We start from the raw sequence: 23,871 nt of genomic DNA, 5'->3' as shown, positions 1-23,871 counted from the left end.
CGAGCGTTCCATTTCGGTGGAGCAAGTTGGCTATTGCTCTGCACGATGGGCAATGGTGCGATGGCTCAGGATGCGGCCGCGCCGCCTTCCTCGACGCAACTGCCCGAAATTACCGTGACGGCGCCGAGCCCGATCGTGCGGCGCAAACCCGTGCCCACACGAACGCCGGCGCGCGTCGCCCGCGCAGCGCCCGGCCAGAACCGCGAGCGCGCGGCAGAGCCGCAACCAGCACCTGTTGCCGCCGCGCCCCAGCAGGGCGTGCTGCCCGTCGTGACCGACCAGTTCGCAACCGTTACCGTCGTGCCCAACGAGGAAATCCGCCGTTCCGGCGGCGCGACGCTCGGCGATCTTCTGTTTTCCAAGCCCGGCATCACCGGCTCCAGCTTCGCGCCAGGCGCATCGAGCCGGCCGATCATCCGGGGACTCGATGTCAACCGCGTGGGCATCGTCGAAAACGGCACCGGCGGCGGCGGCGCCTCCGATCTCGGCGAGGATCATTTTGTCCCCATCGATCCCTTGTCAACAAATCAGGTCGAAGTCGTGCGCGGTCCCGCGGCATTGCGCTACGGCTCGACCTCGATCGGCGGTGTCGTCAGCGCGACCAATAACCGAATTCCGGAAGCCCTGCCCTCCTGCCCGGCAGCGCCGTTCCAGAGCTACGGCCTGCCGGTCAAAGCGCCGCTAGCGAATGCGCAATCCGCATCCTGCGTCACCGTAGAGACGCGGACCGCCGTCAGTTCGGTCGATCGCGGCGTCGAGGGCGGCATCCTGCTCGATGCCGGCGGCGGCAATTTTGCGCTGCATGCCGATGCCTATGGCCGCAAGGCTGGCGATTACAGCATCCCCGGCTATCCCTACCTGTTCGACCAGACGAGACCGGTGAACGGCCGCCAACCGAATTCATCCGCTCAATCCGACGGCGCCTCGATCGGCGGCTCCTATATCTTCGACGGCGGCTTCATCGGCGCTGCGGTCACGCAGAACGATTCGCTCTACCGGATTCCGGGTATCGACGGCTCGGATCACCAGACCCGCATCGACGCGCGCCAGACCAAGTTCACGGCCAAGGGCGAATACCGGCCGGATGCGGCGGCGATCGACGCCATCAGGTTCTGGGCAGGCGCCACCGATTACAAGCACAACGAAATCGGTCTTGCCGATCCGGCCGACCCTTCCAGTCTCGGCGTGCGGCAGACCTTCACCAACAAGGAGCAGGAAGGCCGCGTCGAGGTGCAGATGGCGCCATTCAATGCGCGTTTTGCCGCAGTCACGACGGCGTTCGGTCTGCAGGCGAGCCACCAACAACTGACGGCGCCGAGCCCGGATGATCCGGGTAGTCCGCTCAACGGATTGTGGGACCCCAACAAGAACACCAAGGTTGCCGGCTACGTCTTCAACGAACTCAAGTTCACCGAGACCACAAAAGCGCAGATCGCTGGGCGCATCGAGCATGTCAGCCTCAGCGGAACGACGCCTTCGTTCATTCCTGACGTGTTCGACCTCAACGCTAATCCGGGCGACATCGGGCCGCCGGTAGCGCGCAACCTGAACTTCACGCCGAAGAGCGCGAGCATCGGCCTGATCCAGAATCTTCCAGGCGAACTGGTAGCCAGCATCACCGCCCAATATGTCGAGCGCGCGCCGAAGCCGGCCGAATTGTTTTCGCGTGGCGCACATGACGCAACCGCGACTTTCGACATCGGCAATCCCAATCTGGGTCTCGAAACCGCCAAGACGATCGAGATCGGATTGCGGCGGGCAACCGGACCCTTCAGATTCGAAGCGACGGCCTACTACACCAAATTCAATGGCTTCATTTACCGCCGCCTCACCGGCAACACCTGCGAGGAAGTCGCCTGCGTCGGCCCAGCCGATCCGGCCTTTCCACTCGAGCTGAACCAGGCGATCTATTCGCAACGCGACGCCACCTTCCGCGGCGGCGAGTTCCAGAGCCAATTGGACGTCGGGCCGCTCCATGGCGGCATCTGGGGCATCGAGAACCAGTTCGATGTCGTGCGCGCGACCTTCAGTGACGGCACCAATGTTCCACGGATTCCGCCGGTGCGTGTCGGCGGTGGGCTGTTCTGGCGCGATGCCAACTGGCTGACGCGGATCAACCTACTGCACGCCTTCGCGCAGAACGACATCGCCCCGATCGGCGAGACGCCGACCGCAGGCTACAACCTGCTGAAGGCGGAGGTCAGCTACCGGACCAAGCTCGATCCGTCCTGGTTCGGCGCGCGGGAAATGACGGTCGGGCTGGTCGGCAACAACCTCCTGAACGAAAATATTCGCAATCACGTCTCCTACACCAAGGACGAAGTTCTGATGCCGGGCCTCGGCGTGCGGGCGTTTGCCAATCTGAAGTTTTAAGCCGCATGCGCAGACGGGTGGCGTTAGCTGGTGCTACCAGCTAACGTCCAGGTGGGAATGACGGGGGATACCAGTCGCAATCCTGCGTCAGTGTCCCCCGCCCACCGGAAGCGGATGCACAACGAATAGATGACATTGTCCATCAATGTTCACGTCTACAGCGATGCGCTCGTTCTGCTCGGCACCGCGGGCGTCGTCATTCCCTTGGTGCGGCGGTTCGGCCTCAATCCGGTTCTCGGCTATCTCGGCGCCGGCGCCATCCTGGGTCCTCTCGGACTGGGATCGTTCATCGAGAGTTTTCCGCTTCTCTACTGGTTCACCGTAGTCGATCCCAAAAACGTTTCCGGCATTGCAAATCTCGGCATCGTGTTCCTGCTGTTCCTGATCGGCATGGAGCTACCTTACGATCGATTGAAGGCGATGCGCCGCCTGATATTTGGCCTGGGCAGCCTGCAGATCGTACTCTCCACGGCAGCGATCGGCGTGGTCGCGGCCGTTGTAGGCAACAAAGCTCCGGTAGCCCTCATCCTCGGCGCCTGCCTTGCCTTATCCTCGACAGCCATTGTCGTCGAGATCCTTTCCAGGCAACGACGACTCAGCACAAGTGCGGGGCGGGCAAGCTTCGCGACGCTGCTGGCGCAAGACCTGGCGGTCGCCCCTCTCCTGCTTTTTATCTCCATTCTTGGCGCGAGCGAATCCGGTTCGGTCGTTGCGACGCTAGTTCTCGCGCTCACCAACGCAGCCATCGCGCTCGCAGTGATCGTCGTCGTCGGCCGCGTCGTCATGCGACCCCTGTTCCGTCTGGTGGCGTCAGTGGGCATGAGCGACCTGTTCGTCGCCACGACGCTGTTCGTGATCGTCGGAACGGGAGTTGCTGCTGCCGTGGCCGGCTTCTCCATGGCGCTCGGCGCCTTTGTCGCCGGACTGCTGCTTGCCGAGACGGAATTCCGCAAGGCGATCGAGACCGCCATCGATCCGTTCAAGGGCCTCCTGCTTGGCCTGTTCTTCTTCACCGTCGGTATGAACATCGATTTCCGCGAACTCGCGCGCGACCCGGTCTGGCTGATAGCGGGTGCGGCCGGGCTGATCGCTGCAAAATCCATCATCCTTATCTTCCTGGCACGGATGTTTCGGCTCTCATGGCCGGCCTCTATCGAAGTCGGGCTGCTGTTGGGACCCGGCGGCGAATTCGCTTTCTTGGGGATCGGAATGGCGACGACGCTCGGTCTGATCGATGCCAACGTATCGAGCTTCACGGTCGCGCTGACATCGCTGACCATGATGCTCACCCCTGCGCTGTCTCATGTCGCGCGACGGCTGGCGCCGATGATGCGCGAAGACAAGCCGCTCGACCCCGAACTCGCCGTTGCGCCAAGCGGAGGCAGTGGTCATGCCATTGTCGTCGGGCACGGCCGGGTTGGACAGGTCGTCTGCACGATGCTCGAGCGTCACCAGTTCAAATATATCGCGGTCGACAATGATGCTGCTGCTGTCCCCGAGCAGCGAAGGCAGGGGCGCACCGTCTTTTACGGCGACGCGACAAACCCGGAGTTCTTGAAGAGCTGCGGCCTCATGGAAGCCGCCGCGGTCATTGTCACTATCAACCAACCTGAAGGCATCGACGAAATTGTCGCGCAGGTCCGCGCGCTGAGGAAAGATATGCTGGTGGTTTCGCGCGCCCGCGACGCCGACCATGCGCGGCATCTCTACCGGATTGGCGTTACCGACGCCGTGCCGGAGACCATCGAGGCAAGCTTGCTGTTGTCGGAAGCTGCCCTGATCGGGCTCGGGGTGGCGATGGGACATGTCGTCGCCTCCATCCACGAGAAGCGCGAGGAGTTCCGGCACGAACTGCAGAAGGCGGCGGGAAGCGCAGGATCCGCGCCGATTCGGACGACCGGTACCAAAAGGCGTCGGCTTTTGTAACGGATCACGACGGCAGCGCGCGCCAAAGGTCCTACCGCGCCTTGCTCCAGTCCGGCCGGATATTGCCAGACACGCCGTCGAACGCGCCCTCAACCAGCTCCGCCACCAGCAGGCGGCTGTAATCAACGGGACCCGGCATGATCACCCTGCCCTTCGGTATGACCTTGAAGCCGACGCGACTGTAATAGGCTTCGTCGCCGACCAGAATGACCAACCGATGGCCGTTGGCCTTGGCATCCCGCAGCGAACGATCGAGCAGCATTCGGCCGACGCCGCGGCTGCGAAACGGCGGCTCGACCGTCAACGGCCCGAGCATCAGGGCCGGCGTGTCGCCGATGCAGATCGGCAACTGGCGCACCGAGCCGACCAGCAATGTGCCGATCCGCGCCGTGAATGAGAGGTCCAGCAGGTGATCGACATGCTCGCGCAGGCGGTAGGCGCTCAGCACGAAACGGCCGGGACCGAACGTGCGCTCGTGCAGCCGTTCGATCGCCTGCGCGTCCTTTGGTGTTTCGGCCAGGATGGTGACGTCAAGTTCGCTCATGATGGGGCGCGGGATAGCATCTGGCGACGGCGCGGTCCATCGCTGGAAGATGGCAATCCCTGTATTGCCTCAATCCCTGACAAGACCGGGCTGGGACAAATAGGCCAGGAGCTTCATTTCTCGGCGGCCGCGCGTCACCGTATCCAGCACCAGCCCCGAGCTTACCGACAACACCGCCACGATCATCAGGCCCATCGACAGCACCGCCGTCGGTAACCGTGGAACGATGCCCTCTTCGAGATAGGTGATGATCACGGGGATCGCGAGGCCGATCGAGACCAGCATCAGGAAGATGCCGATCACCGTGAAGAACCGCAGCGGCTTTTCCGACCGGTACAGCTTCAGGATGGTGCCGAGGATCCGGAAACCGTCGCGCCAGGTGTTGAGTTTGCTGAACGATCCCTCGGGGCGGGCATAATACGGCGTCTCGACTTCCTTCACCGGCAGCGCCAGTTCGAGCGCATGCACGCTGAGCTCGGTTTCGATCTCGAAACCATCGGACAGCACCGGAAAGGATTTGACGAAACGGCGCGAGAACACGCGATAGCCGGAAAGGATATCCTTGAACGCCTGGCCGAATACCGCGGAGAGGAAGCTCGTCAGCATCCAGTTGCCGGTGCGGTGACCGGGCCGGTAGGCCGTGACCGATTGATCGACGCGAAAGCCCACCACCATGTCGAGGTGCTCGTTGACCAGCGCATCGATCATGCGCGGTGCGCTCGGCGCATCATAGGTGGCGTCGCCATCGACCAGGACATAGACGTCAGCGTCGACATCGGCGAACATGCGCCGTACCACATGCCCTTTGCCCTGGCGGCGCTCGCTGCGCACGATGGCGCCGGCCGCGCGCGCGACCTCGATGGTGCGGTCCCTGGAATTGTTGTCGTAGACGAAAATCTGAGCCGCAGGCAGCGCCTTGCGGAAATCGGAGACCACGGCGGCGACTGCGGCTTCCTCATTGAAGCAGGGCACCAGAACCGCGATCCGCAGCGTTGGTGTCGTCATTGCCGGCTCACCGAATTAAGTCTGTTCATAGCGCGCTTTATCGCAATCAGGCGTTGGCCGGTTGGGGAAACGCCGTACTGTCGGCGGCCCGTTCGCCGCGCCGATCGAGCGTTGCGAACAGCAAGGTCCAGAGCGAGAGCATGTCGATCGGAATGATATAATATGGCGTAAATATCGGATGGGTCATGAAGAAAATCAGATTTACCGCGAGGTTTATGGCGACCAGAAGGGCGACCTGTCTGGCGCGGCCCTGATCGAAACGCCAGAGCCAGACGGTCCAGGCGACAGAGATCGCCAGCAAGGTGAATTGAACATCAACGAGATAGCTCAAGAGTACGCTCCGATTCAGCTCAGGCGGCACGACGTCAACGCCGCCATAGGTGGTCGAGAACGGACTACCTGCATTAATCGCGTTCGCGATCAACGTCGGCGCCATCCCGATCAGGAAAGCGATGCCGAACGATAGCCCCCGCAGGAAAGTCTCCTTGCTGCGCGCCAGCAGGAACGCGCCGGAAAGATAAAGGCAATAGCCTGCGGCGAGAAACAGGTTCGGCAGACGGAAATTGACGGAGAGGCCGACCAGCAGCCCCAGCTGTGTGATCAGCAGCAGCCTACGCTGCGGTCGTTCAACGAAATACTTAGCAGTCAGGAAGCCCGCGGCCGCGCAGAGCATCATGGTCGGCGGCACCGAATAGCTCGCCTTGCTCGGGTTGATCATCAGGTAGAGCGCTGCGAAGCCAAATACCGCAGCCAGCGCGAGCGAAGCCGGGTCGCGTGCCCGAAACAATGCAAGCAGCGCAAAGGCAAGGATCGTCACGTTCGTCACCACATAGAGCGAGATCACCTGAAGCTCCTCGCGAAACAGCGCCAGTGCAAACCCGGTGCCCGGCGGGTATTGCATGACATATTTATCGGTCGCAGGAATCCAGGTGTGGCAGGGGGCGCGCTTCACATCGTTCCATTCCGCGTAGTCGATCGCCTTCAGCTTGTTCTTGAGGTAGTCGTCGCCGTCGAAGATGACGTTGGTGTCGATGCCGCCGAGGCCATATTTCTGGAACAGATGCGCCTGCCGCAGATAGCAGACGTCGTCATAAACCCCGCGGCTTTCGCTCCAGCGCGATATCGTCCAGACATTGCTCGCCAGCACCGCAAGCAAGCCGAAGCCGCAGAGGAGCCTGAAGAGTTTCATCCTAACCATGTCGAATCCTGTTTATCCGCTTCTAGGCGCTGCAATGGCGCGAAGCAACTACGCCACGTGTCAGCGCCAGGTCGCGATCGGCCTCGTGCCGTCGAGCACTTCGGCGATCCGGAGCCGCGTGCCCCTGGTCGTCTCCGGCGGCAGCGCGCCGGCCGCATAGAACCCGCACTCGACGATCTCGTGGTTGGGCTCCGGCAGGCGGTCCTGCCGGAACTGCCGGACGACATAAACCGCGACATGGTCGCGGCGGGAGACGTGGCCGTTGAAGAACAGGCCGTGCAGCACCGGCTCCCCGGTCAGCTCGATCCGCCCCTCTTCCACCAGCTCCCTTCGCAAGGCATCGAGAAAGGTTTCGCCGACCTCGACGCCGCCGCCCGGCAGGTGCCAGCCGACGACGTAGCTGTGCCTGACCAGGAACACCTTGTCGTCGCCATCGAGCACGACGCCGCGAACCCCGAGCGTCATCCCGCGGGCCATTCGCCAATAAAGGTGGAAGGCGCGCCGCAATTGCGGCTCCAGACGTTTTCGCAAGTGCTGCAGCGCCGTCACGCAAGCCTCGGATGGACAGCTATCACGTTTGATCCTTATATCGCCGACATGATCATGCGATGGCTCTATATCACAGAGAATGCGGCCGAGCGCGAATGACCGATACCTTCACGCTGGCGCATCTGTCGGACCCGCATCTCCCGCCGCTGCCCGCGGCGCGGCTTCGCGAGCTCGCGGGCAAACGTGCGCTCGGCTATCTCAACTGGACGCGCAACCGCCATAAATATCACCGTCGCGAGGTGTTGGACGCACTGGTCGCCGACATGCAGGCGCAGCGGCCGGACCACATCGCGGTGACCGGCGATCTCGTCAACCTGGCGCTGGAGGCGGAATTCATCCCGGCCCAGGCCTGGCTCGAAAGCGTTGGCACGCCGCAACAGGTGACAGTCGTTCCCGGCAATCACGACGCCTATGTGCGGGCGACGCGGCATCATTTCGGCGCGACATTCGAGCAATATCTGCGTGGCGATGCCGCGGCAGACGGTACGCCGTTTCCATTCGTGCGCCGGCGCGGTCCGCTGGTGCTGATCGGGGTCTCCTCGGCGGTGCCGACGCTGCCATTGATGGCAACCGGCCGGCTCGGCCGCGCGCAACTTGATGCGCTCGACCGCGAGCTTGCCCAGTTGCCGCCGGATGAAGCATTCCGGGTACTACTGGTTCATCATCCCCTGTATTCGACTTCGCGGATCAAGCGGCTGACCGACTCGAAGGCGCTGCACGCCGTGCTGAAGCGGCGCGGCGCGGAACTGGTCCTGCACGGCCATGACCACGTCCATTCGACGATGTGGCTCGAAGGCGCCGGCCGCCAAATCCCTGCGGTCGGCGTGCCCTCGGCATCGGCGCTGGCGCACCGGCATTATCCGGCCGCTGCCTACAACCTGTTTTCGATCACGCGCGATGGCGGCAAATGGCACTGCGTGCAGACTGTGCGTGCCGTCGACGCCGACTTCCGTGTCAAGCAGATCAAGCAGGCGACGCTGCTTTAGAAGTTTTTCAGGCTCGCATACAGCGCGAGGGCGAACAGCGCCACCGCGCCCAGCACGAAGCCGAACACGAACATGCCGAAGCCGCGGCGGCGTGGCTTCTTTTCCACGACGGGTTCGGCAACGGGCATCGCCACCATCGCGTGCTCGCGCTCGATCATGCGGCGCGCGACGTAGCCGGTGACGGCGTCGACGATGACGGGCACGTCATGCGATTCGGCGAGCACGATGCGACCGAAGCGCGTATCCTGCACGAAGCGATAGATGCGCTTGTCGCGTCCCATCACGATATGCGCGACCACGTCGATCCACAGCCGCGGCGTCTCGCCCTGGCTGACACCCCGATCGAACAGGTCGACCTGCTCCGGTATCTCCGCGAACAGCGGATCGAGCGCCTCGTTCAGGATCTCGAGCCGGGCGACCTCGGCATCGCGCAGTTCGACGACGACGCCGGTCCTGTCCGCGGCCTCGATGCGGGCTTGGCGGAGCGCATCGCGCAGCCGCGTCGGTCGCATGTCGCGGGCTTCGTTGCCGGTATTTTGCGCATCTGACATCGGTAGTCGCCTTTGTCCTGCAAGGGTTAGCCTGGGCTTAACCTAGCAGTAACCATGCCTTGCGCAATGGTTGTTTATTTTCAAGGGGTTACCCCTCGGGCTTTATCCCCCGCGGCGGCACCCCCGCAGCGGATGCTCCGCATCGGCGTTTTTCTTCAAGGACGTGCGGCCGCAGGCCGCCTATGCTCTCGCCCGCGAGCGTCCCGCGAGCGGGAGACGGCGAAGAGTGTCCCCATGCAAACCGCAAGCGGCCCCAGCCGGAATTCCGGATGGGGCCGCCTGTCCTTGGACGTTTCTTCTGATGGGTCGGCAGCAGCCGGTCAGGCCGAGACGCGCGAGGGCTCTTCGACGATCGAGAAGCGTACGCCGGCCTTGTGGCGGCTCTCTTCCGAGACCTCCTTCCAGCACTCTTCGGCTTCCTTGCGGGTCTTGAACGGGCCTCTGACCTGGGCCGAGCCTTCGACGAGCTTGTGGAAGTTCATCGAACCGAACTCGCCGCCGATCACCCAGAAATTGCTGCCTTTGGTCATTGTCAGTCTCCTGTTGTCCGGCTGACCTTACTCCAGCCGCATGAAAGTCAGTCTGCAATCCGATCAGACCCCAGACTGATCAATTCCACCGTTAGCCGAACTGGTTCATCGTGTTGTGGACGCCGCCCGCCTTCAGAGCGGCTTCACCGGCGAAATATTCCTTGTGATCGTCGCCGATATCGGAGCCGGCCATGTTCTGATGCTTGACGCAGGCGATGCCCTGACGGATCTCCTGGCGCTGAACATTCTTCACATAGCCCAGCATGCCCTGCTCGCCGAAATACTCCCTCGCGAGATTATCAGTCGACAGAGCTGCCGTGTGATAGGTCGGCAACGTGATCAGATGGTGGAAGATGCCAGCACGCTTTGCTGAATCGGCCTGGAAGGTGCGGATGCGCTCGTCGGCTTCAATGGCCAGCGGTGTATCGTCATATTCCGGCTTCATCAGGTCGGCTCGATTGTACTTGCTGACATCCTTGCCGGCTTCCTTCATCGCGTCGTACACCTGCCAACGGAAGTGGAGCGTCCAGTTGAACGACGGCGAGTTGTTGTAGGCCAGCTTCGCGTTCGGAACCGCCTCGCGAATGCGGTCAACCATCTTGGCGATCTGCTCGATATGCGGCTTCTCGGTCTCGATCCACAGCAGGTCGGCACCGTTCTGCAGCGAGGTGATGCAGTCGAGCACGCAGCGATCTTCGCCAGTGCCGGCACGGAACTGATAGAGGTTGCTGGCAAGCCGCTTCGGACGCATCATCTTGCCGTTGCGGCTGATGATGACATCGCCATTCCTGGCGTTGGCGGCTGTCACTTCCTCGCAATCCAGGAAGCTGTTGTACTGATCGCCGATGTCGCCGGGCTTGTGGCTCACAGCGATTTGCTGCGTGAGACCGGCACCCAGCGAGTCGGTGCGGGTCACGATGATGCCGTCTTCGACACCCAGTTCGAGGAAGGCATGGCGGCAGGCCCGGATCTTCGCCAGGAACACCTCGTGCGGCACAGTCACCTTGCCGTCCTGGTGACCGCACTGCTTTTCGTCGGAGACCTGATTTTCGATCTGCAGAGCGCACGCACCCGCCTCGATCATCTTCTTGGCGAGCAGGTAGGTTGCCTCGGCATTGCCGAAGCCGGCGTCAATGTCGGCGATGACGGGCACGACATGGGTCTGGAAGTTGTCGATCTTTTCGATCAGCGCCTTTTCCTTCGCCTGGTCGCCTGCCTTGCGAGCGGCGTCGAGGGCGCGGAAGATATCGTTGAGCTCACGGGAATCCGCCTGACGGAGGAAGGTGTAGAGCTCTTCGATCAGCGCCGGCACCGAGGTCTTCTCGTGCATCGACTGATCAGGAAGCGGTCCGAACTCGGAGCGAAGCGCGGCGATCATCCAGCCGGAGAGATACAGATAGCGGCGATCGGTCGTTCCGAAATGCTTCTTGACCGAAATCAGCTTCTGCTGCGCGATGAAGCCATGCCAGCAACCGAGCGACTGGGTGTACTTGGTGGGATCGGCGTCATAGGCAGCCATATCGCTGCGCATCAACGCCGCGGTGTACCGAGCGATGTCCAGGCCGGTCTTGAAGCGGTTCTGCAGACGCATGCGCGCCACGGCTTCGGCGGTGACGCCGTTCCAGGTCGGCTGGGTCTTGAGGAGCGCCTCGGCAGCGCCGATCTCGCTCAGATAGGAAGCCGGTCCCTGGATAGCCCGGTCGCTGATCCCGCGTGGCTGGTAATTCATGTACATGATCCTTTCGGTGTCGACAAATCTGCAGCGTTGGCTTCGCTGCTCTTCTGCGACATTCTTGACAGTGCATTGCGAACGTACCGAGAGCTAAACGCCAGAATCGCGTTTAGGCATAGAGTACTTGATCTTTATTGGTGATGTCATGTAACATCCATACTTGTCGTAAATGTAACTTTGTAAATTTTGTCATAGGGCAACCTGCCATGGCCGCCGAATCCGGAAAGAAGCTGTTCGTCGGCCCCCGTTTCCGACGGATCCGCCAGCAGCTTGGGCTGTCGCAGACCCAGATCGCCGAGGGGCTCGGGATCTCGCCGAGCTACATCAACCTGATCGAACGGAACCAGCGCCCGGTCACGGCGCAGATCCTGCTGCGGCTGGCCGAGACCTATGACCTCGACCTGCGCGATCTCGCTACCGCCGACGAGGACCGGTTCTTTGCGGAACTGAACGAGATTTTTTCCGATCCCCTGTTCCGGCAGATCGATCTGCCGAAACAGGAACTGCGCGACCTCGCCGAACTCTGCCCGGGCGTGACGCATTCCCTGCAGCGGCTCTATGCGGCCTATACCGAGGCGCGCCGCGGCGAGACCTTGGTCGCGGCGCAGATGGCCGATCGCGACGAGGGCGCCCGCTTCGAGGCCAACCCGATCGAGCGCGTGCGTGACCTGATCGAAGCCAACCGCAATTATTTTCCGGAGCTCGAACAGGCCGCGGAAACTTTGCGCGACGAACTTCACGCCTCCGCGGAGGAGCTGTTTGCAGCGCTCACGGCGCGCTTGCGCGAAAAGCATTCGATCGTCACCCGCATCATGCCTGTCGATGTGATGCGCGAGACGCTGCGCCGCTTCGACCGCCATCGTCGCCAGCTTTTGATCTCCGAACTGGTCGACGGCTCGGGCCGCGCGTTCCAACTCGCGCTGCAGATCGGTTTGGCCGAATGCAGCGCGGCCATCGACGCGATCGTCAACCGCGCCGGCCCGCTCGACGACACGCCGCGGCGGCTCTACCGCATTACGTTGGCGAATTACTTTGCGGCCGCCGTGATGATGCCGTACCAGCCGTTCCACACCGCGGCGGAAAACCTGAACTACGACGTGCATGTGCTCGCGCAGCGCTTCAATGCCGGCTTCGAGCAGGTGTGCCATCGCCTCACCACGCTGCAGCGGCCGAACGCGCGCGGCGTGCCGTTCTTCCTGCTGCGCGTCGACAATGCCGGCAATGTCTCCAAACGATTCTCCTCCGGCACGTTCCCGTTTTCGAAGTTCGGCGGCACCTGTCCGCTTTGGAACGTGCATTCGACCTTCGACACGCCGGACCGCCTGCTCAAGCAGGTGATCGAGCTGCCCGACGGCACGCGGTATTTTTCCATCGCTCAGATGGTGCGGCGGCCGATCGCCCCGCACCCGCAACCGCAGCCGCGCTTTGCGATCGGTTTGGGTTGCGAAATCCGTCATGCGTCCAAACTCGTCTACGCCGCGGGGATGGATCTGGAGAAGGCGGAAGGGACGCCGATCGGCGTCAACTGCCGGCTCTGCGAGCGCGAAAACTGCAGCCAGCGCGCCGAGCCGCCGATCACGCGGACGCTGATCCTCGACGAGAACACGCGGCGGGTATCGTCGTTTGCGTTTTCGAACGCACGGGAGTTGTGAGGGCCACGCTCTCTCACCATGTCGTCCCTGCGAACGCAGGGACCCATAGCCGCCGGCGGACGTCGTGAGAAGAGCTGTAGCCACTCCTCGCAGAACATGAACATTTGTGGTTATGGGTCCCTGCGTTCGCAGGGACGACGGATGGATATGGCCTATAGACTTCGCCGGGCCTGGTACCCGCCCGTCGATCTCTCAAGCGAAGGCGGAAGCAAGCGCCGTTCGTCTGACGCGCTGGCATCGCTCACGGGAAAACGGCCCTGCGATTCCTGTCACGCGTCCGGCGCTTTCGCGTTCACCGCAGCCCGGCCCAATGTTCGTGATACGATGGCCAACGCCCCTCTTGCGGGCCGGGATGGCGCGAGTTGTAGGACTGATTTGCGGCGCGCGAGAACAGGTTTCTTTTTTCGCGCAGGACTGGACAGGGCAACTCGCGTTGAAAGAGTTGAAGAACTTCTGTTTACGCGCAAACGGCCGTGGGGCTCTAAACCCTTATGTGAGCAGGCGCCAACGGGTCCGCGCAGCGCGGCCCGATGATAGGCTCCGCGCCGTCTCCATGCAGGCCCCCGCTGCCACATCTTGGCTACATTCTTCGAGACGGCGCTTCGCGCCTCCTCAGGATGAGGTCGGATAGAAGTCCAGCGAGAAAGATGAAGGAATGTTCATCAGCATTGCGTCTTCCACACCCAAGCGGGAAAAAGTGGAACACCGCTGCGAGAGACGCGTTGCTTGGTTTCCTGCAACAGGAGAGAACAACCAATGCTGAAGACATTGATTACCATTTCGACCGTGCTGCTCACGACAGCCGCGTTTGCGCAGGGCACGAAGTCGCCGGGTTCATCCGAGTACGCCCCGGGACACAAGATGCAGAAGAGCAAGACTTCGACAGCGCCGGGTGCGTCGGAATACGCGCCGGGACACCAGAAGAATACCGCCAAGGGCCCCGGCCATTCGGAAAGCGCGCCGGGTCATCAGACGACGACTGGATCGGCCACGACCAAGAAGAAGTATTAGTCGGCTTATGGACCGGCCCGGCGCCACTGCCGGGCCGTTTTGCTTTTCGCGCGTTCGCAAGGCCGCATCGCTTGCGCTGACGGCGTGACATCGCCGCTACGTGCCCTGGACGCGGTGTGCCACAAAGTAGTGCACCGCAGAGCCGGGCCCATTTATCTTGCCCGGCGATGTATAGGTCCCGGTTCTGCGGCGCAGCGCTGCGCGCGGCATCGCGCCCGGGACACGAGCTGGCGAAAGGCGCCAGCGATAGCTTGCCTCTTTTCGCCGTCGGCTTGCACGAAATCCTCTCCGAAACGACAAAGTTAAATCTTGGGTATTGCACAATTTAGCGATGGAACGGCCGGGCCGATTCGCTAGTTTTGAAAAAAGCGAATCAAAACTCGCGAGAATGGATGCAGGGCCTATGTTGCGACGCGTCAAGCTGATGAACCCGTTCGAAATCGTCCAGGACCGGATTGCGCCGGAGCGGCCGCAGCCGATCGAGCGCAAGGTGGTGAATCGCGCCGCCCGCTCCACGCCGGTCTGCGACGCCTGCGGTTCCGACGACATCATCTGCCACGCCACGGCGCAATGGAGCAACGAAGCGCAGGAATGGCAGCTCGCCAACACTTTTAATCAGCCAGCGCACTGCAATACCTGCCAGCGCGACGTTAACCTGGTGTGGCTGACGCTGAACTGAGGGCTGCGGCAGTAGGCTGTTGTAGTCCCGCATGAGCCAACCGGTCGCGCGAATGCGCGCCCAATGGCAGGCTCCGCGACATGCGGGACCAGTGAATCCCGGATATCGCTTCGCTCATCCGCACTACGCATTCCAGTACGCCGCTAGATCTCCGCATACACCTCCAGCAAATTCCCATCGGGATCCCTGAAGAACAGCGTGCGATGGCCGAACGGCTGGTCGGTCGGCGGCTCGAGCAGATCGACGCCATATCGCACCAGCTCGTCGGCGCAGCGGTCGACATCATCATCGGCAACCTTGAAAGCAAGCTGCAGCGAAGCGCTCCCCGTAGGCACCGACGCATCCTTCGCCGTCCGGCTCGGCCGCGCCAGCGCGAGCGTGTTGCAGCCGATCTGATATTCGATCCAGCCCGCCGACAATTCGCGCGTCAGCGGAAAGCGGAGCACGCCCTCATAGAAGCGGCGCATCGCGGTCATGTCGCGCACGAAGATGACGGTGTAGTCGACGGCGCGGATGGAGTGGAAGGGGGAAGTGGAAGGGGGATTTTGATCGTTCACGATTGTTTTCTCATTCGGGACGTAGCCCATATGCGTGCAGCGATATGCGGGGACCGGGAGAGCAAAGAGCCGGTGCCGCTGCGCTCATTCGGGCTACGCTTGCTGGCCGTTGTGAGCGAGCCCAGATTCGCTCGCCAATGCGCGCCCACCCCAATCGAATCTCTTATCGGGGCCGAACACACATCCACTGCATAGGCACACTGCGCGCCGGCTGTGATTAAACCACCTGTGTCGGAGATATCCAATCTCAACTTGGGCGCGAACGCAATGGCAATGGCACACGGAAAGAATTACCCGAAGAAACTTAGCAAGTAGGGCGCATGAGCGCAGCGACATGCGGAAGCGGTGGAATCCCGGATGTCGCTTCGCTCATCCGGGCTACGCAAACTGCTTACTGCTGCCCACCGACCGTCTCATCGGAACGGCTCAACCTTCAGCCTCGCCCCAGACCCTCTTCTCCGTCCAACCCAGCTCCGCGAACTCCGCCGCCCGCAGCGGCGCCTCACCCACCGCGAAAAACTCGTCGAGTTGCGGCGGGCTCACCGACGTGCCGCTGAGCATGGCGTGAGCCTGGCCGCGATGGTGCACCTGATGCTGGAACAGATGCAGCAACAAGCGGTCCATCTGTTCGCGCTGGATGGAGGCGCCGCGATGCACCGAGACGATGCGCTGCAAACCGGCGGCGTCGAGCGCTTCGACAACCCCGAGCAAACGCCGATCGACCGCGGCCTGCGCTTCCTTTAGCGCGGCAACCGTTGCACAAGGTTCCTCGTCCGCCCAGGCGGCTGGCCCGAGCGCGCCACCTTCCATCGCGTCGACGTAGAAGTGGTCGATGATCAGGATGTGGTTGAGCGTGGCGCGCAGGCTCGGAAAGAAGCCGGTTCGTTTCGCGGTGAATTCATCCTGCGACAGCCTGAGACAGGCGGTGAGCAGCCGGTGGTTTGCCCAGGCGTTGTTGTACGCCATGGCGCGGAAGGGAAGCACGTCGCTCATCTGCGTTACCAGCCAGTAGCCCGCATGAGCGCAGCGATATGCGGGGAATGGATGGTCAAGGTCCCGGATATCGCTTCGCTCATCCGGGCTAGGCGTTGTTCTTATAGCGAGCGGCGGATTACGCTATCGCTAATCCGCCCTACGCTTCTACTCCGCAGCCTGCGGCATCGGCGCTTTCCAGCTTCTCCAGCACCTTCGGCGGCGACATCGGGAGCGCGTAGAAGCGTTTGCCGAGCGCGTTGTAGATGGCGTTCGCCACCGCCGCCATCACCGGGACCAGCGGCACTTCGCCGACGCCCTTGACGCCTTGCGGGTGTTTTGGGTTTGGAATCTCGACCATGATGCAGTCGATCATCGGCAGGTCCGAGCAGACAGGCATGCGGTAGTCGAGGAAGCCGGGGTTATCGACCTTGCCTTCCTTCGTGTAGATGTATTCCTCGTTCAGCGCCCAGCCGATGCCCTGCGCGACGCCGCCCTGGAGCTGGCCCTCGACATAGCCGGGGTGAATGGCGCGGCCGACATCCTGCACGGCGGTGTAGCGGATCACGCGCGCAATGCCGAGATCGACGTCGACCTCGACGTCGCAGATGTGCGTGCCGAAGCCGCCGTCCGCGCCTTGCGTGTTGAGCTGCACACCGGCCCCAATGGGTCCGCCCATCGCGGGCGCCTTCTCGGCGAGCTGTTCCAGCGTTAGCGGTTCGAACTGGCCGGCATTCGGGCTCACCGGATGCGCCGCGCCGTTCTCCCACTTCACCGCTTCGGGATCGATCTCCCAGATCTTGGCCGCGCGCTCGCGCAGGGTCTGGATGATCTTTTCGGTCGACTGCGTCACCACCATTGACGACGCAAACAGCACGCGGCTGCCGCCAGTGAGATTGGAGAAGCCGACGGTCTGCGTGTCGCCGATGATGACGGAGACGCGACGGTAATCAATACCAAGAAGTTCGGCGCAGATGTTGGCAATGCCGGCGCGCGAGCCGCCGATATCAGGGTGGCCGGTGGTAACGACGACGTTGCCGTCTTCCGTGATGTTGACTTGCGCGGAGGATTCGCCGCCGGCATTAAACCAGAAGCCGGAGGCGACGCCCCTGCCCCTGAGCTTGCCGTGGCCGTCGCCGAGCGGCGCGGCGTAATGCGGCGAGGCTTTCGCTGCTTCCACCGTCTCGATATAGCCGATGCGCGGGAAGACCGGGCCGTGCGCGGCTTTGGTGCCTTGCTTCGCGGCGTTCTTCAGGCGGAAGTCGAGCGGGTCCATCTTCAGGCGTTCTGCGACTTCGTCCATCACGCATTCCACGGCATAGGCGCCGATCGGCGCGCCCGGCGCGCGATAGGCCGCGACCTTGGAGCGGTTGGAGCAAACGTCGTAGCCTTCCGAGAGCAGGTTCGGGATGTCGTATGGCGTGAAGCTGCAACCCGCCGCACCGCGGATCGGCGAGCCCGGGAAGGCGCCAGCCTGCAGATAAAAGGTGCCGTGTGCGGCGACGATTTTGCCGTCCCTGGTGGCGCCGATCTTGACCGTGCTCTTCGAGCCTGATGTGGGGCCGGTCGCGCGCATCACTTCCTCGCGCGTCATCACCATCTTCACCGGGCGGCCGGATTTTTTCGCCAGCAGCGTCGCGAGCGGTTCGAGATAGACGATGGTCTTGCCGCCAAAACCGCCGCCGATCTCGGCGGGGATGGCGCGGATGTCGCTCTGCGGGATGCCTGATAGCATCGACGTCATCGCGCGGACCATGAACTGGCCCTGGCTCGAGCTCCAGATCGTGGTCTTGCCGTCGGGCGCCACCGAAATCAGGCAGGCATGCGGCTCGATATAGCCCTGGTGCACCGGCCGCGTGGTGAAGGTGCGCTCGATGACGATGTCGGCCTTTTTGAAGCCTTCCGCGATGTCGCCCTTCTTGTGCTCGAGGCGGCCGACGATGTTGGACGGCTTGCCGTCGAATTTGTTGAACTCGTGCAGAACAGGCGCGTCGGACTTGATCGCGTCATCGATCTCGATCGACCACGGCAGCACCTCGTAATCGATCTCGATCAGGTTACAGGCTTCCGCCGCGATCGCCTCAGTTGTCGCGGCCACCGCCGCAACGGGATGTCCAGGGAACAGCGCCTTGTCGCGCGCCATCACGTTGCGGCACATCCAGCGCATGTCCTGGATGCCCAGCATCACCGCGCCCTTCTCGATCGGGAAATCGACGATGTCTTTCGAGGTGACAACCGCCTTCACGCCCGGCAGCTTCTCGGCTTTCGAAGTGTCGATCGATCGGATGCGCGCATGCGGATGCGGGCTGCGCAAGATCTTGCCCCAGATCATGCCGGGCATGGTGGTGTCGGCGGCGAACTGGGCGCGGCCGGTGACCTTGTCCATGCCGTCAGGACGGATGGTGCGCTGGCCGATCCACTTGTTGTTGGTGACGAGGTTCATTGGGCTATCTCCCGAAACTTATTGCGCGCGCATTTCGGCGGCGGTTTCCATCACCGCGCGGACGATCTTGTCATAGCCGGTGCACCGGCAGAGGTTGCCGGCGAGCCAGAAGCGGACTTCCTCCTCGGTCGGGTCGGGGTTCTTCTTGAGGAGCGCGTCGGAGGCGACAAGCATGCCGGACGTGCAGATGCCGCACTGAAGCGCGGCCATCTCCAGGAATTTCTGCTGCAGCGGATGCAGTCTGTCGCCCTGCGCCAGGCCCTCGATGGTCCTGATCTCGTGACCCTCGGATTCCACTGCGAGCATCAGGCACGAGCAGACGAGGCGATCGTCGAGCGTAATCGAGCAGGCACCGCAATCCCCAGACGCGCAGCCTTCCTTGGAGCCGGTCAGGCTAAGTGGCCCGCGCAGCGCGTCGAGCATGGTGTCGTCAGGCTCGCACAGAAATTCCATCGGCTCGCCATTAATAGTAGTGGTGACGTGAACTTTGGCCATGAATTATTTTCCTGTAGCGCGTTTGGCGGCAATCGCAGCGGTGCGCTTGAGCAGCACGCCGGCTACCTTGGTGCGATAGGCGATGGTGCCGCGCTTGTCGTCGATCGGGCGGCAGGCGGCCGAGCATGCGCTGGCTGCTTTCGCGAGCGCGGCGTCGTCGAGTCTGGAGCCGATCAGCGCCTTTGCGGCGTCCTCCACCAGCAGCACGGTCGGCGCAACTGCGCCGAGACCGACGCGGGCTGATGTGACGGTGCCGTCCTTCATGGTGAGGCTGACGCCGCAGCCGACAACCGCGATGTCCATTTCGGTGCGCGGGATCATGCGCAAGTAAGCATCGCTCGATCCGGGCGGGCGTGGCGGCAGCGTAAAGCTGACGAGGATCTCGCCGGGCTTAAAATTGGTGCGGCCGGGACCGGCGGGCACGTCCTCCACCTTCATCTCGCGGCGGCCGTCCGGGCCCTGCACGGTGACGATAGCGCCGGCCGCGACCATCGCCGGCACACTATCGCCGGCGGGCGAGCCGTTGCAGAGATTGCCCCCCGCGGACGCGCGGCCCTGCACCTGCTTGGAACCGATCAGGTTGACGGCCTCCAGCACGCCGGGCCAGACTTTGCCGAAATTCTTGTGCTCGGCGAGCGCCATGCCGGAGACGGCGGCGCCGATGCGAAAGCCACCATCGGCGGTCTCTTCGATCGCGGTCATCTCAGGAATCTTCTTGATGTCGACGATCACGCCGGGTTTCAAAATCCCGGATCGCATCTGCACCAGAAGATCGGTGCCGCCGGCCAGGATGCGCGCGGCGCTGCCCGCCGCGGCGAATGCACCGACCGCTTCGTCAAGCGTGCCAGGTGCCAAATATCGGAGTTCCGTCATGGTCTTTCCGCCATCTCCCTCGTTCCGCCCACCCCAGTGATTGTCGGCTCACCTTCAAAAGTCGGGCAGACGGCAAGCCTACACGGGGAAAAGCGGTTGGAACAGCCTGCGAGATCAGGTTGATACGGCAGGCTCCTATGCGCGCGACGGGGCTTGCGCGGCGGATTGCTCCGAGGCGGGAGCCGGAAACCCGCCCCATCCGTCATTGCGAGGAGCGCCAGCGACGAAGCAATCCAGGTATCCCCGCGCTGAGGCATGAATTGCTTCGCTTGCGCTCGCAATTGACAGGGCCCGTTGGCTAATCCGCCCCGCCGGTTTAAAACTTAGCTTCGGATTCACGATTTTCGCGGGGACATGGATGCCGCTTTTGAAATTCCTCCTTGCTGCCGCGGCGTCACTGTTCCTTTCATCCCTCGCCATCGCCCAACCAGCCCCCGCCCCAACCCGTCCTGCACCGAGACCTGTGGTCGCGCCGGCACCCGGCCAGCCGCAACCGGCGGCCGCTCCGCGCTCGCCGCGTGCGGCGGCCTGCCACAACGGCCTATCGTTCGACCGCTTCCTGGCCGACCTGAAACAGCAGGCCGCCGCGGAGGGCGTGTCGCAACGCGCGCTGGCGGAAGCCGCGCCCTATCTCGTCTACGACCAAGGCATCGTCAACCGCGACCGCGGCCAGCGCGTGTTCGGCCAGATGTTCACCGAGTTCGCACGGAACAGGGCGTCCGATGGCGCGGCAAAAAATGCGCAGGCGCGAATCCGGATGCATGCGGCCGCGTTCAACCGCGCCGAGAAGGAATATGGCGTGCCGCCGGCTGTGATCGCCGCGTTCTGGGGGCTGGAGAGCAGTTTTGGGGCCGAGTTAGGCAATCTGCATACGCTGCGCTCGCTGGTGTCGCTGGCTTACGACTGCCGCCGCTCCGAGATGTTTCAGAAGGAAACCATCGCCGCGTTGAAAATCATCGATCGCGGCGATCTTACGGCAAGCGAGATGATCGGTTCATGGGCCGGCGAGCTCGGGCAGACCCAGTTTCTGCCGACGCATTACTTCAACTACGCGGTGGACTATGACGGCGACGGCCATCGCAATTTGCTGCGCAGCGCGCCCGACGTGATCGGCTCGACCGCGAACTATATCGCCAACGGATTGAAATGGCGGCGCGGCGAGCCGTGGCTGCAGGAAGTGCGCGCGCCGCAAAATTTTCCATGGGAGCAGGCTGACCTGACGATAAAACTGCCGCGCGCCAAATTCGCCCAGCTCGGCGTCACCTATCCCGACGGGCGGCCACTGCCGAACGACGACCTGCCGGCCTCGCTGCTCTTGCCGATGGGCCGCACCGGGCCAGCGTTTTTGGCGTATGCGAATTTCGCTGTTTACACCGAGTGGAATAACTCGCTGATCTATTCGACCACCGCCGGCTATCTCGCCACCCGCATCGGCGGCGCCCCGCCGATGCGGCAGCCGTCGGCGCCGGTCGCGCAACTGCCGTTGAACGAGCTGAAGGAGCTGCAGCAGCTTTTGGTGCGCGCGGGCTTCAGTGTCGGCAAGGTCGACGGCGTGATGGGGCAGTTGAGCCGCACGGCTGTCAAGGCGATGCAGATCAAATACGGACTCCCTGCGGATTCCTGGCCGACGGCGGAGCTCATGGCACGGATGCGCGGGCCCAGCGTCCAGGCGCAGCCCGCTGGCCTGGTGATGCCGGCGCGGTAGTTCTCTGTCATTCCCCGCGAAGGCGGGGAATCCAGTAAGCCGTGGCCGATCCGCTCAATCGCAACTGCTCTGGAATACAGGGTCGCCCCGCCTTCGCGGGCGATGACAGCGAGGGAATAATTGACCCGTTCGGCGCTCAGCAAGCGTTGAATTTTGCCGCCCGCCCTCCCATCTCGAACAACACCTCATCGTCTTGAGGTGATTTCCCACATCACGAAAAGAGCATCGCATGTCTTTCCACGACCTAACCGTGCCGGCCTTCCTGCAGATTCTCGGCAGCCTTTCCGGCCTGCTCACCAAGGCGGAAGCGCACTGCAAGGCAAAGAACATTCAGCCCGAAGTGCTGCTCAATGCCCGGCTCTATCCCGACATGTATCCGCTGACGCGCCAGATCCAGACGGTCTGCGATTTCGCCGCGAAAACCTGCGCACGGCTCACTGGCAGCGAAGTGCCGTCGACGCCCGACACCGAAAAGAGCTTTGAGGAATTGCAGCAGCGGATCGCGAGGACGGTCGATTATGTGAAGGCGTTCAAGCCGTCGCAGTTCGACGGCAGCGACACGCGCGAGGTGACCTTCCCGATCGGCCCCAGCAACACCATGACGGTGAAGGGCCAGCAATATCTCGTCAACTTCGCCTTCCCGAATTTTTACTTCCACGCCGCCACCGCCCACGGCATTTTGCGTCACAACGGCGTGGAGATCGGCAAGCGGGATTTTCTCGGAGTGAGGTAATCATCGCCGTCGCTGCGAGTGCGCCGCAGGGTGCGGCGACTGCGCCATCAACGCAACGAGGTCATCGGTCGTTCCCGACGCAGCGGCGCCGTAGGGTGGGCAAAGCGAAGCGCCGTGCCCACCCTACGAATTCTACCGCATGGTGATCGCGAGGCCGCTGAGATCGGCGTTCGCCATCAAGCCGACCTGGTGCCCGGCCAATTCCAGCACCGCGCCCTTCTGGTTGGTCAGCACGATCGCCCGCGCGCCGCGGCCGACCGCAAGGCCCGCGCCGGCCGCGCCGTAAACGCCGGCGACATCGGAGGGGCGATAAATGTTGCTGACACGGCCGCGCAGCACCGTCTTCGATCCGCCGAACACCAGGCCGTAGTCGAGCCCGCCGGTCGACAGCGGATAGCGTCGCCCGTGAAAATTCAGAACACCGCTGCCGCCGGAGCCGCCGATGATCCATCCCGCCTTGTAGATCGTGAGCTGTACGAAACCTTCATCGGCACGCGCGGCGGAGGACAGGGTAACGCCGGCGAAGGCCGCAAACGCAAGCAAGGTGGCGCGAACGGCGGATGGCATTTTCATGGATCGTATCTCCGGAGGGCTTGCAAATCGGAAAAGTGTCGGGCGGGCTTTGCGGCGCAGATTGAGTCGCAGCTATCGGATTGTATCCGATCGGCGCAAGGGGCAAAGCATATTCGCGCCCAGCGCGGCGCACCGCTTGCCGCGCCGTGCGCCCGACACAATTTGATCACGATTGCACGAACAAAAAACTCGGGCCCTGTGAACTGCATTACCCTCACAGCTCTCATATCCCGCTATTTCCTCTCCAGCGAACTTCCCTGACGGGCGGGACCTTCAAACCTATCGGCGGGTCGTGAAGCGCGCGCGCCGCTGCCTTTCCAGCGAGGCAGCGGCGCGTTAGGCTCAAGGCACCGACCCATTCATGAGGTGTCCCATGCCCCCCATCCAGCATTTTGCGCCGCCTGCCGGCGTAAAGGCCCCGCCGCTCTCCTTTGCCACCCGCACCGGCGACCTGCTGTTCGTCTCGGGCATTCCGGGTTTTGACGACAAGGGCGCGCTGGCCGATGGTTTCGAGGCGCAGTTCGGCTTCGTCGTCGCCAACATCAAGCGCGTGCTCGACGAGGCGGGTGCTACGTTTCGCGATCTCGTCAAGGTCAACGTGCTGCTGACACGCGCATCCGACGTCGCCACGATGAACGTACTGTATGCGTCGGCGTTCGGGCCCGCGCCCTACCCCGCCCGCACCACCTGCGTGGTGCAGGCGCTGCCCGATCCGAAGATGCTGATCGAGATCGAGGCTGTTGCATCAGTGGCGAAAGTGTAGGGCGGATTAGCGCCAGCGTAG

The 23,871-nt window shown here is 62.9% G+C and carries 22 protein-coding genes; 9 read left to right on the top strand and 13 right to left on the bottom strand.

The annotated features are described in order from the left end of the window. Positions 1-60 precede the first annotated feature (60 nt). Both HCN58_RS01135 and HCN58_RS01130 read left to right on the top strand, forming a co-directional pair. A complete protein-coding gene (locus HCN58_RS01135) occupies positions 61-2,373 on the top strand; it encodes a TonB-dependent receptor (RefSeq protein WP_376701131.1) in 2,313 nt (770 codons plus the stop codon). A 129-nt stretch (positions 2,374-2,502) separates the two neighbouring features. Further along, positions 2,503-4,299 carry a cation:proton antiporter domain-containing protein gene (locus HCN58_RS01130; RefSeq protein WP_171577536.1) on the top strand — a complete coding sequence of 599 codons (1,797 nt, stop codon included), beginning with the start codon at positions 2,503-2,505 and terminating at the stop codon, positions 4,297-4,299. Positions 4,300-4,330: 31 nt separating this feature from the next. On the opposite strand, the gene HCN58_RS01125 is transcribed toward HCN58_RS01130, so the two are convergent. From HCN58_RS01125 to HCN58_RS01110, 4 genes are all read right to left on the bottom strand, one after another. Next, the gene (locus HCN58_RS01125) at positions 4,331-4,843 is read right to left on the bottom strand and encodes a GNAT family N-acetyltransferase (protein WP_171577535.1); all 513 of its coding nucleotides are present in this window, start codon (positions 4,841-4,843) and stop codon (positions 4,331-4,333) included. A gap of 69 nt (positions 4,844-4,912) precedes the next feature. Continuing rightward, complete coding sequence (locus tag HCN58_RS01120; RefSeq protein WP_171577534.1) at positions 4,913-5,848, bottom strand: glycosyltransferase family 2 protein; 936 nt, start codon at positions 5,846-5,848, stop codon at positions 4,913-4,915. Positions 5,849-5,894: 46 nt separating this feature from the next. Then, a complete protein-coding gene (locus HCN58_RS01115) occupies positions 5,895-7,046 on the bottom strand; it encodes a hypothetical protein (RefSeq protein ID WP_235983291.1) in 1,152 nt (383 codons plus the stop codon). Positions 7,047-7,106: 60 nt separating this feature from the next. Then, on the bottom strand, positions 7,107-7,595 hold the full coding sequence (locus HCN58_RS01110) for an NUDIX domain-containing protein (RefSeq protein WP_171577533.1): 489 nt from the start codon (positions 7,593-7,595) through the stop codon (positions 7,107-7,109). A 95-nt stretch (positions 7,596-7,690) separates the two neighbouring features. Here HCN58_RS01110 and HCN58_RS01105 point away from each other — a divergent pair, with 95 nt between their 5' ends. After that, on the top strand, positions 7,691-8,581 hold the full coding sequence (locus HCN58_RS01105) for a metallophosphoesterase family protein (RefSeq protein WP_171577532.1): 891 nt from the start codon (positions 7,691-7,693) through the stop codon (positions 8,579-8,581). On the opposite strand, the gene HCN58_RS01100 is transcribed toward HCN58_RS01105, so the two are convergent. The 3 genes from HCN58_RS01100 to HCN58_RS01090 all read right to left on the bottom strand — a co-directional run bounded on the left by HCN58_RS01100 (position 8,578) and on the right by HCN58_RS01090 (position 11,391). Continuing rightward, positions 8,578-9,132 carry a hypothetical protein gene (locus HCN58_RS01100; protein ID WP_171577531.1) on the bottom strand — a complete coding sequence of 185 codons (555 nt, stop codon included), beginning with the start codon at positions 9,130-9,132 and terminating at the stop codon, positions 8,578-8,580. The genes HCN58_RS01105 and HCN58_RS01100 overlap by 4 nt on opposite strands. 320 nt (positions 9,133-9,452) lie before the next feature. Continuing rightward, entirely contained in the window at positions 9,453-9,662 is a 210-nt protein-coding gene (locus HCN58_RS01095; protein WP_028347002.1) for a DUF4170 domain-containing protein, read from the bottom strand. Between the two features lie 91 nt (positions 9,663-9,753). Beyond that, a complete protein-coding gene (locus HCN58_RS01090; RefSeq protein WP_171577530.1) occupies positions 9,754-11,391 on the bottom strand; it encodes an isocitrate lyase in 1,638 nt (545 codons plus the stop codon). A 209-nt stretch (positions 11,392-11,600) separates the two neighbouring features. Here HCN58_RS01090 and HCN58_RS01085 point away from each other — a divergent pair, with 209 nt between their 5' ends. The 3 genes from HCN58_RS01085 (at position 11,601) to HCN58_RS01075 (ending at position 14,736) form a co-directional block, all read left to right on the top strand. Further along, complete coding sequence (locus tag HCN58_RS01085) at positions 11,601-13,046, top strand: helix-turn-helix domain-containing protein (protein WP_171577529.1); 1,446 nt, start codon at positions 11,601-11,603, stop codon at positions 13,044-13,046. A gap of 756 nt (positions 13,047-13,802) precedes the next feature. After that, a complete protein-coding gene (locus HCN58_RS01080) occupies positions 13,803-14,057 on the top strand; it encodes a hypothetical protein (protein ID WP_171577528.1) in 255 nt (84 codons plus the stop codon). A gap of 403 nt (positions 14,058-14,460) precedes the next feature. Further along, on the top strand, positions 14,461-14,736 hold the full coding sequence (locus tag HCN58_RS01075) for a hypothetical protein (RefSeq protein WP_171577527.1): 276 nt from the start codon (positions 14,461-14,463) through the stop codon (positions 14,734-14,736). A 143-nt stretch (positions 14,737-14,879) separates the two neighbouring features. Here the strand turns inward: HCN58_RS01075 and HCN58_RS01070 are convergent, their stop codons facing one another. The 5 genes from HCN58_RS01070 to HCN58_RS01050 all read right to left on the bottom strand — a co-directional run bounded on the left by HCN58_RS01070 (position 14,880) and on the right by HCN58_RS01050 (position 20,076). Next, complete coding sequence (locus HCN58_RS01070; RefSeq protein ID WP_171577526.1) at positions 14,880-15,323, bottom strand: VOC family protein; 444 nt, start codon at positions 15,321-15,323, stop codon at positions 14,880-14,882. Positions 15,324-15,719: 396 nt separating this feature from the next. Beyond that, the gene (locus tag HCN58_RS01065) at positions 15,720-16,286 is read right to left on the bottom strand and encodes a DinB family protein (protein ID WP_171577525.1); all 567 of its coding nucleotides are present in this window, start codon (positions 16,284-16,286) and stop codon (positions 15,720-15,722) included. A gap of 139 nt (positions 16,287-16,425) precedes the next feature. Continuing rightward, positions 16,426-18,708, bottom strand: a complete 2,283-nt coding sequence (locus tag HCN58_RS01060; RefSeq protein WP_171577524.1) for a xanthine dehydrogenase family protein molybdopterin-binding subunit — start codon at positions 18,706-18,708, stop codon at positions 16,426-16,428. An 18-nt stretch (positions 18,709-18,726) separates the two neighbouring features. Continuing rightward, complete coding sequence (locus HCN58_RS01055; RefSeq protein ID WP_171577523.1) at positions 18,727-19,203, bottom strand: (2Fe-2S)-binding protein; 477 nt, start codon at positions 19,201-19,203, stop codon at positions 18,727-18,729. Positions 19,204-19,206: 3 nt separating this feature from the next. Continuing rightward, on the bottom strand, positions 19,207-20,076 hold the full coding sequence (locus tag HCN58_RS01050; protein WP_171577522.1) for an FAD binding domain-containing protein: 870 nt from the start codon (positions 20,074-20,076) through the stop codon (positions 19,207-19,209). A 358-nt stretch (positions 20,077-20,434) separates the two neighbouring features. Between HCN58_RS01050 and HCN58_RS01045 the strand changes: the two genes are divergently transcribed. Both HCN58_RS01045 and HCN58_RS01040 read left to right on the top strand, forming a co-directional pair. Next, positions 20,435-21,781, top strand: a complete 1,347-nt coding sequence (locus HCN58_RS01045; RefSeq protein ID WP_171577521.1) for a lytic murein transglycosylase — start codon at positions 20,435-20,437, stop codon at positions 21,779-21,781. 229 nt (positions 21,782-22,010) lie between these two features. Next, on the top strand, positions 22,011-22,514 hold the full coding sequence (locus tag HCN58_RS01040) for a DUF1993 domain-containing protein (protein WP_171577520.1): 504 nt from the start codon (positions 22,011-22,013) through the stop codon (positions 22,512-22,514). A 132-nt stretch (positions 22,515-22,646) separates the two neighbouring features. On the opposite strand, the gene HCN58_RS01035 is transcribed toward HCN58_RS01040, so the two are convergent. Further along, the gene (locus tag HCN58_RS01035) at positions 22,647-23,087 is read right to left on the bottom strand and encodes a hypothetical protein (RefSeq protein WP_171577519.1); all 441 of its coding nucleotides are present in this window, start codon (positions 23,085-23,087) and stop codon (positions 22,647-22,649) included. Positions 23,088-23,460: 373 nt separating this feature from the next. On the opposite strand from HCN58_RS01035, the gene HCN58_RS01030 reads away from it, so the two are divergent. Then, positions 23,461-23,850, top strand: coding sequence for a RidA family protein (locus tag HCN58_RS01030; protein ID WP_171577518.1), 390 nt, complete (start codon positions 23,461-23,463; stop codon positions 23,848-23,850). Positions 23,851-23,871 lie beyond the last annotated feature (21 nt).

The organism is Bradyrhizobium australiense (assembly GCF_013114825.1).
GTDB classification, from domain to species: Bacteria; Pseudomonadota; Alphaproteobacteria; order Rhizobiales; family Xanthobacteraceae; genus Bradyrhizobium; species Bradyrhizobium australiense.
The sequence above is the reverse complement of the archived record's forward strand: the minus strand, read 5'-3'. Positions and strand labels throughout refer to the sequence as shown.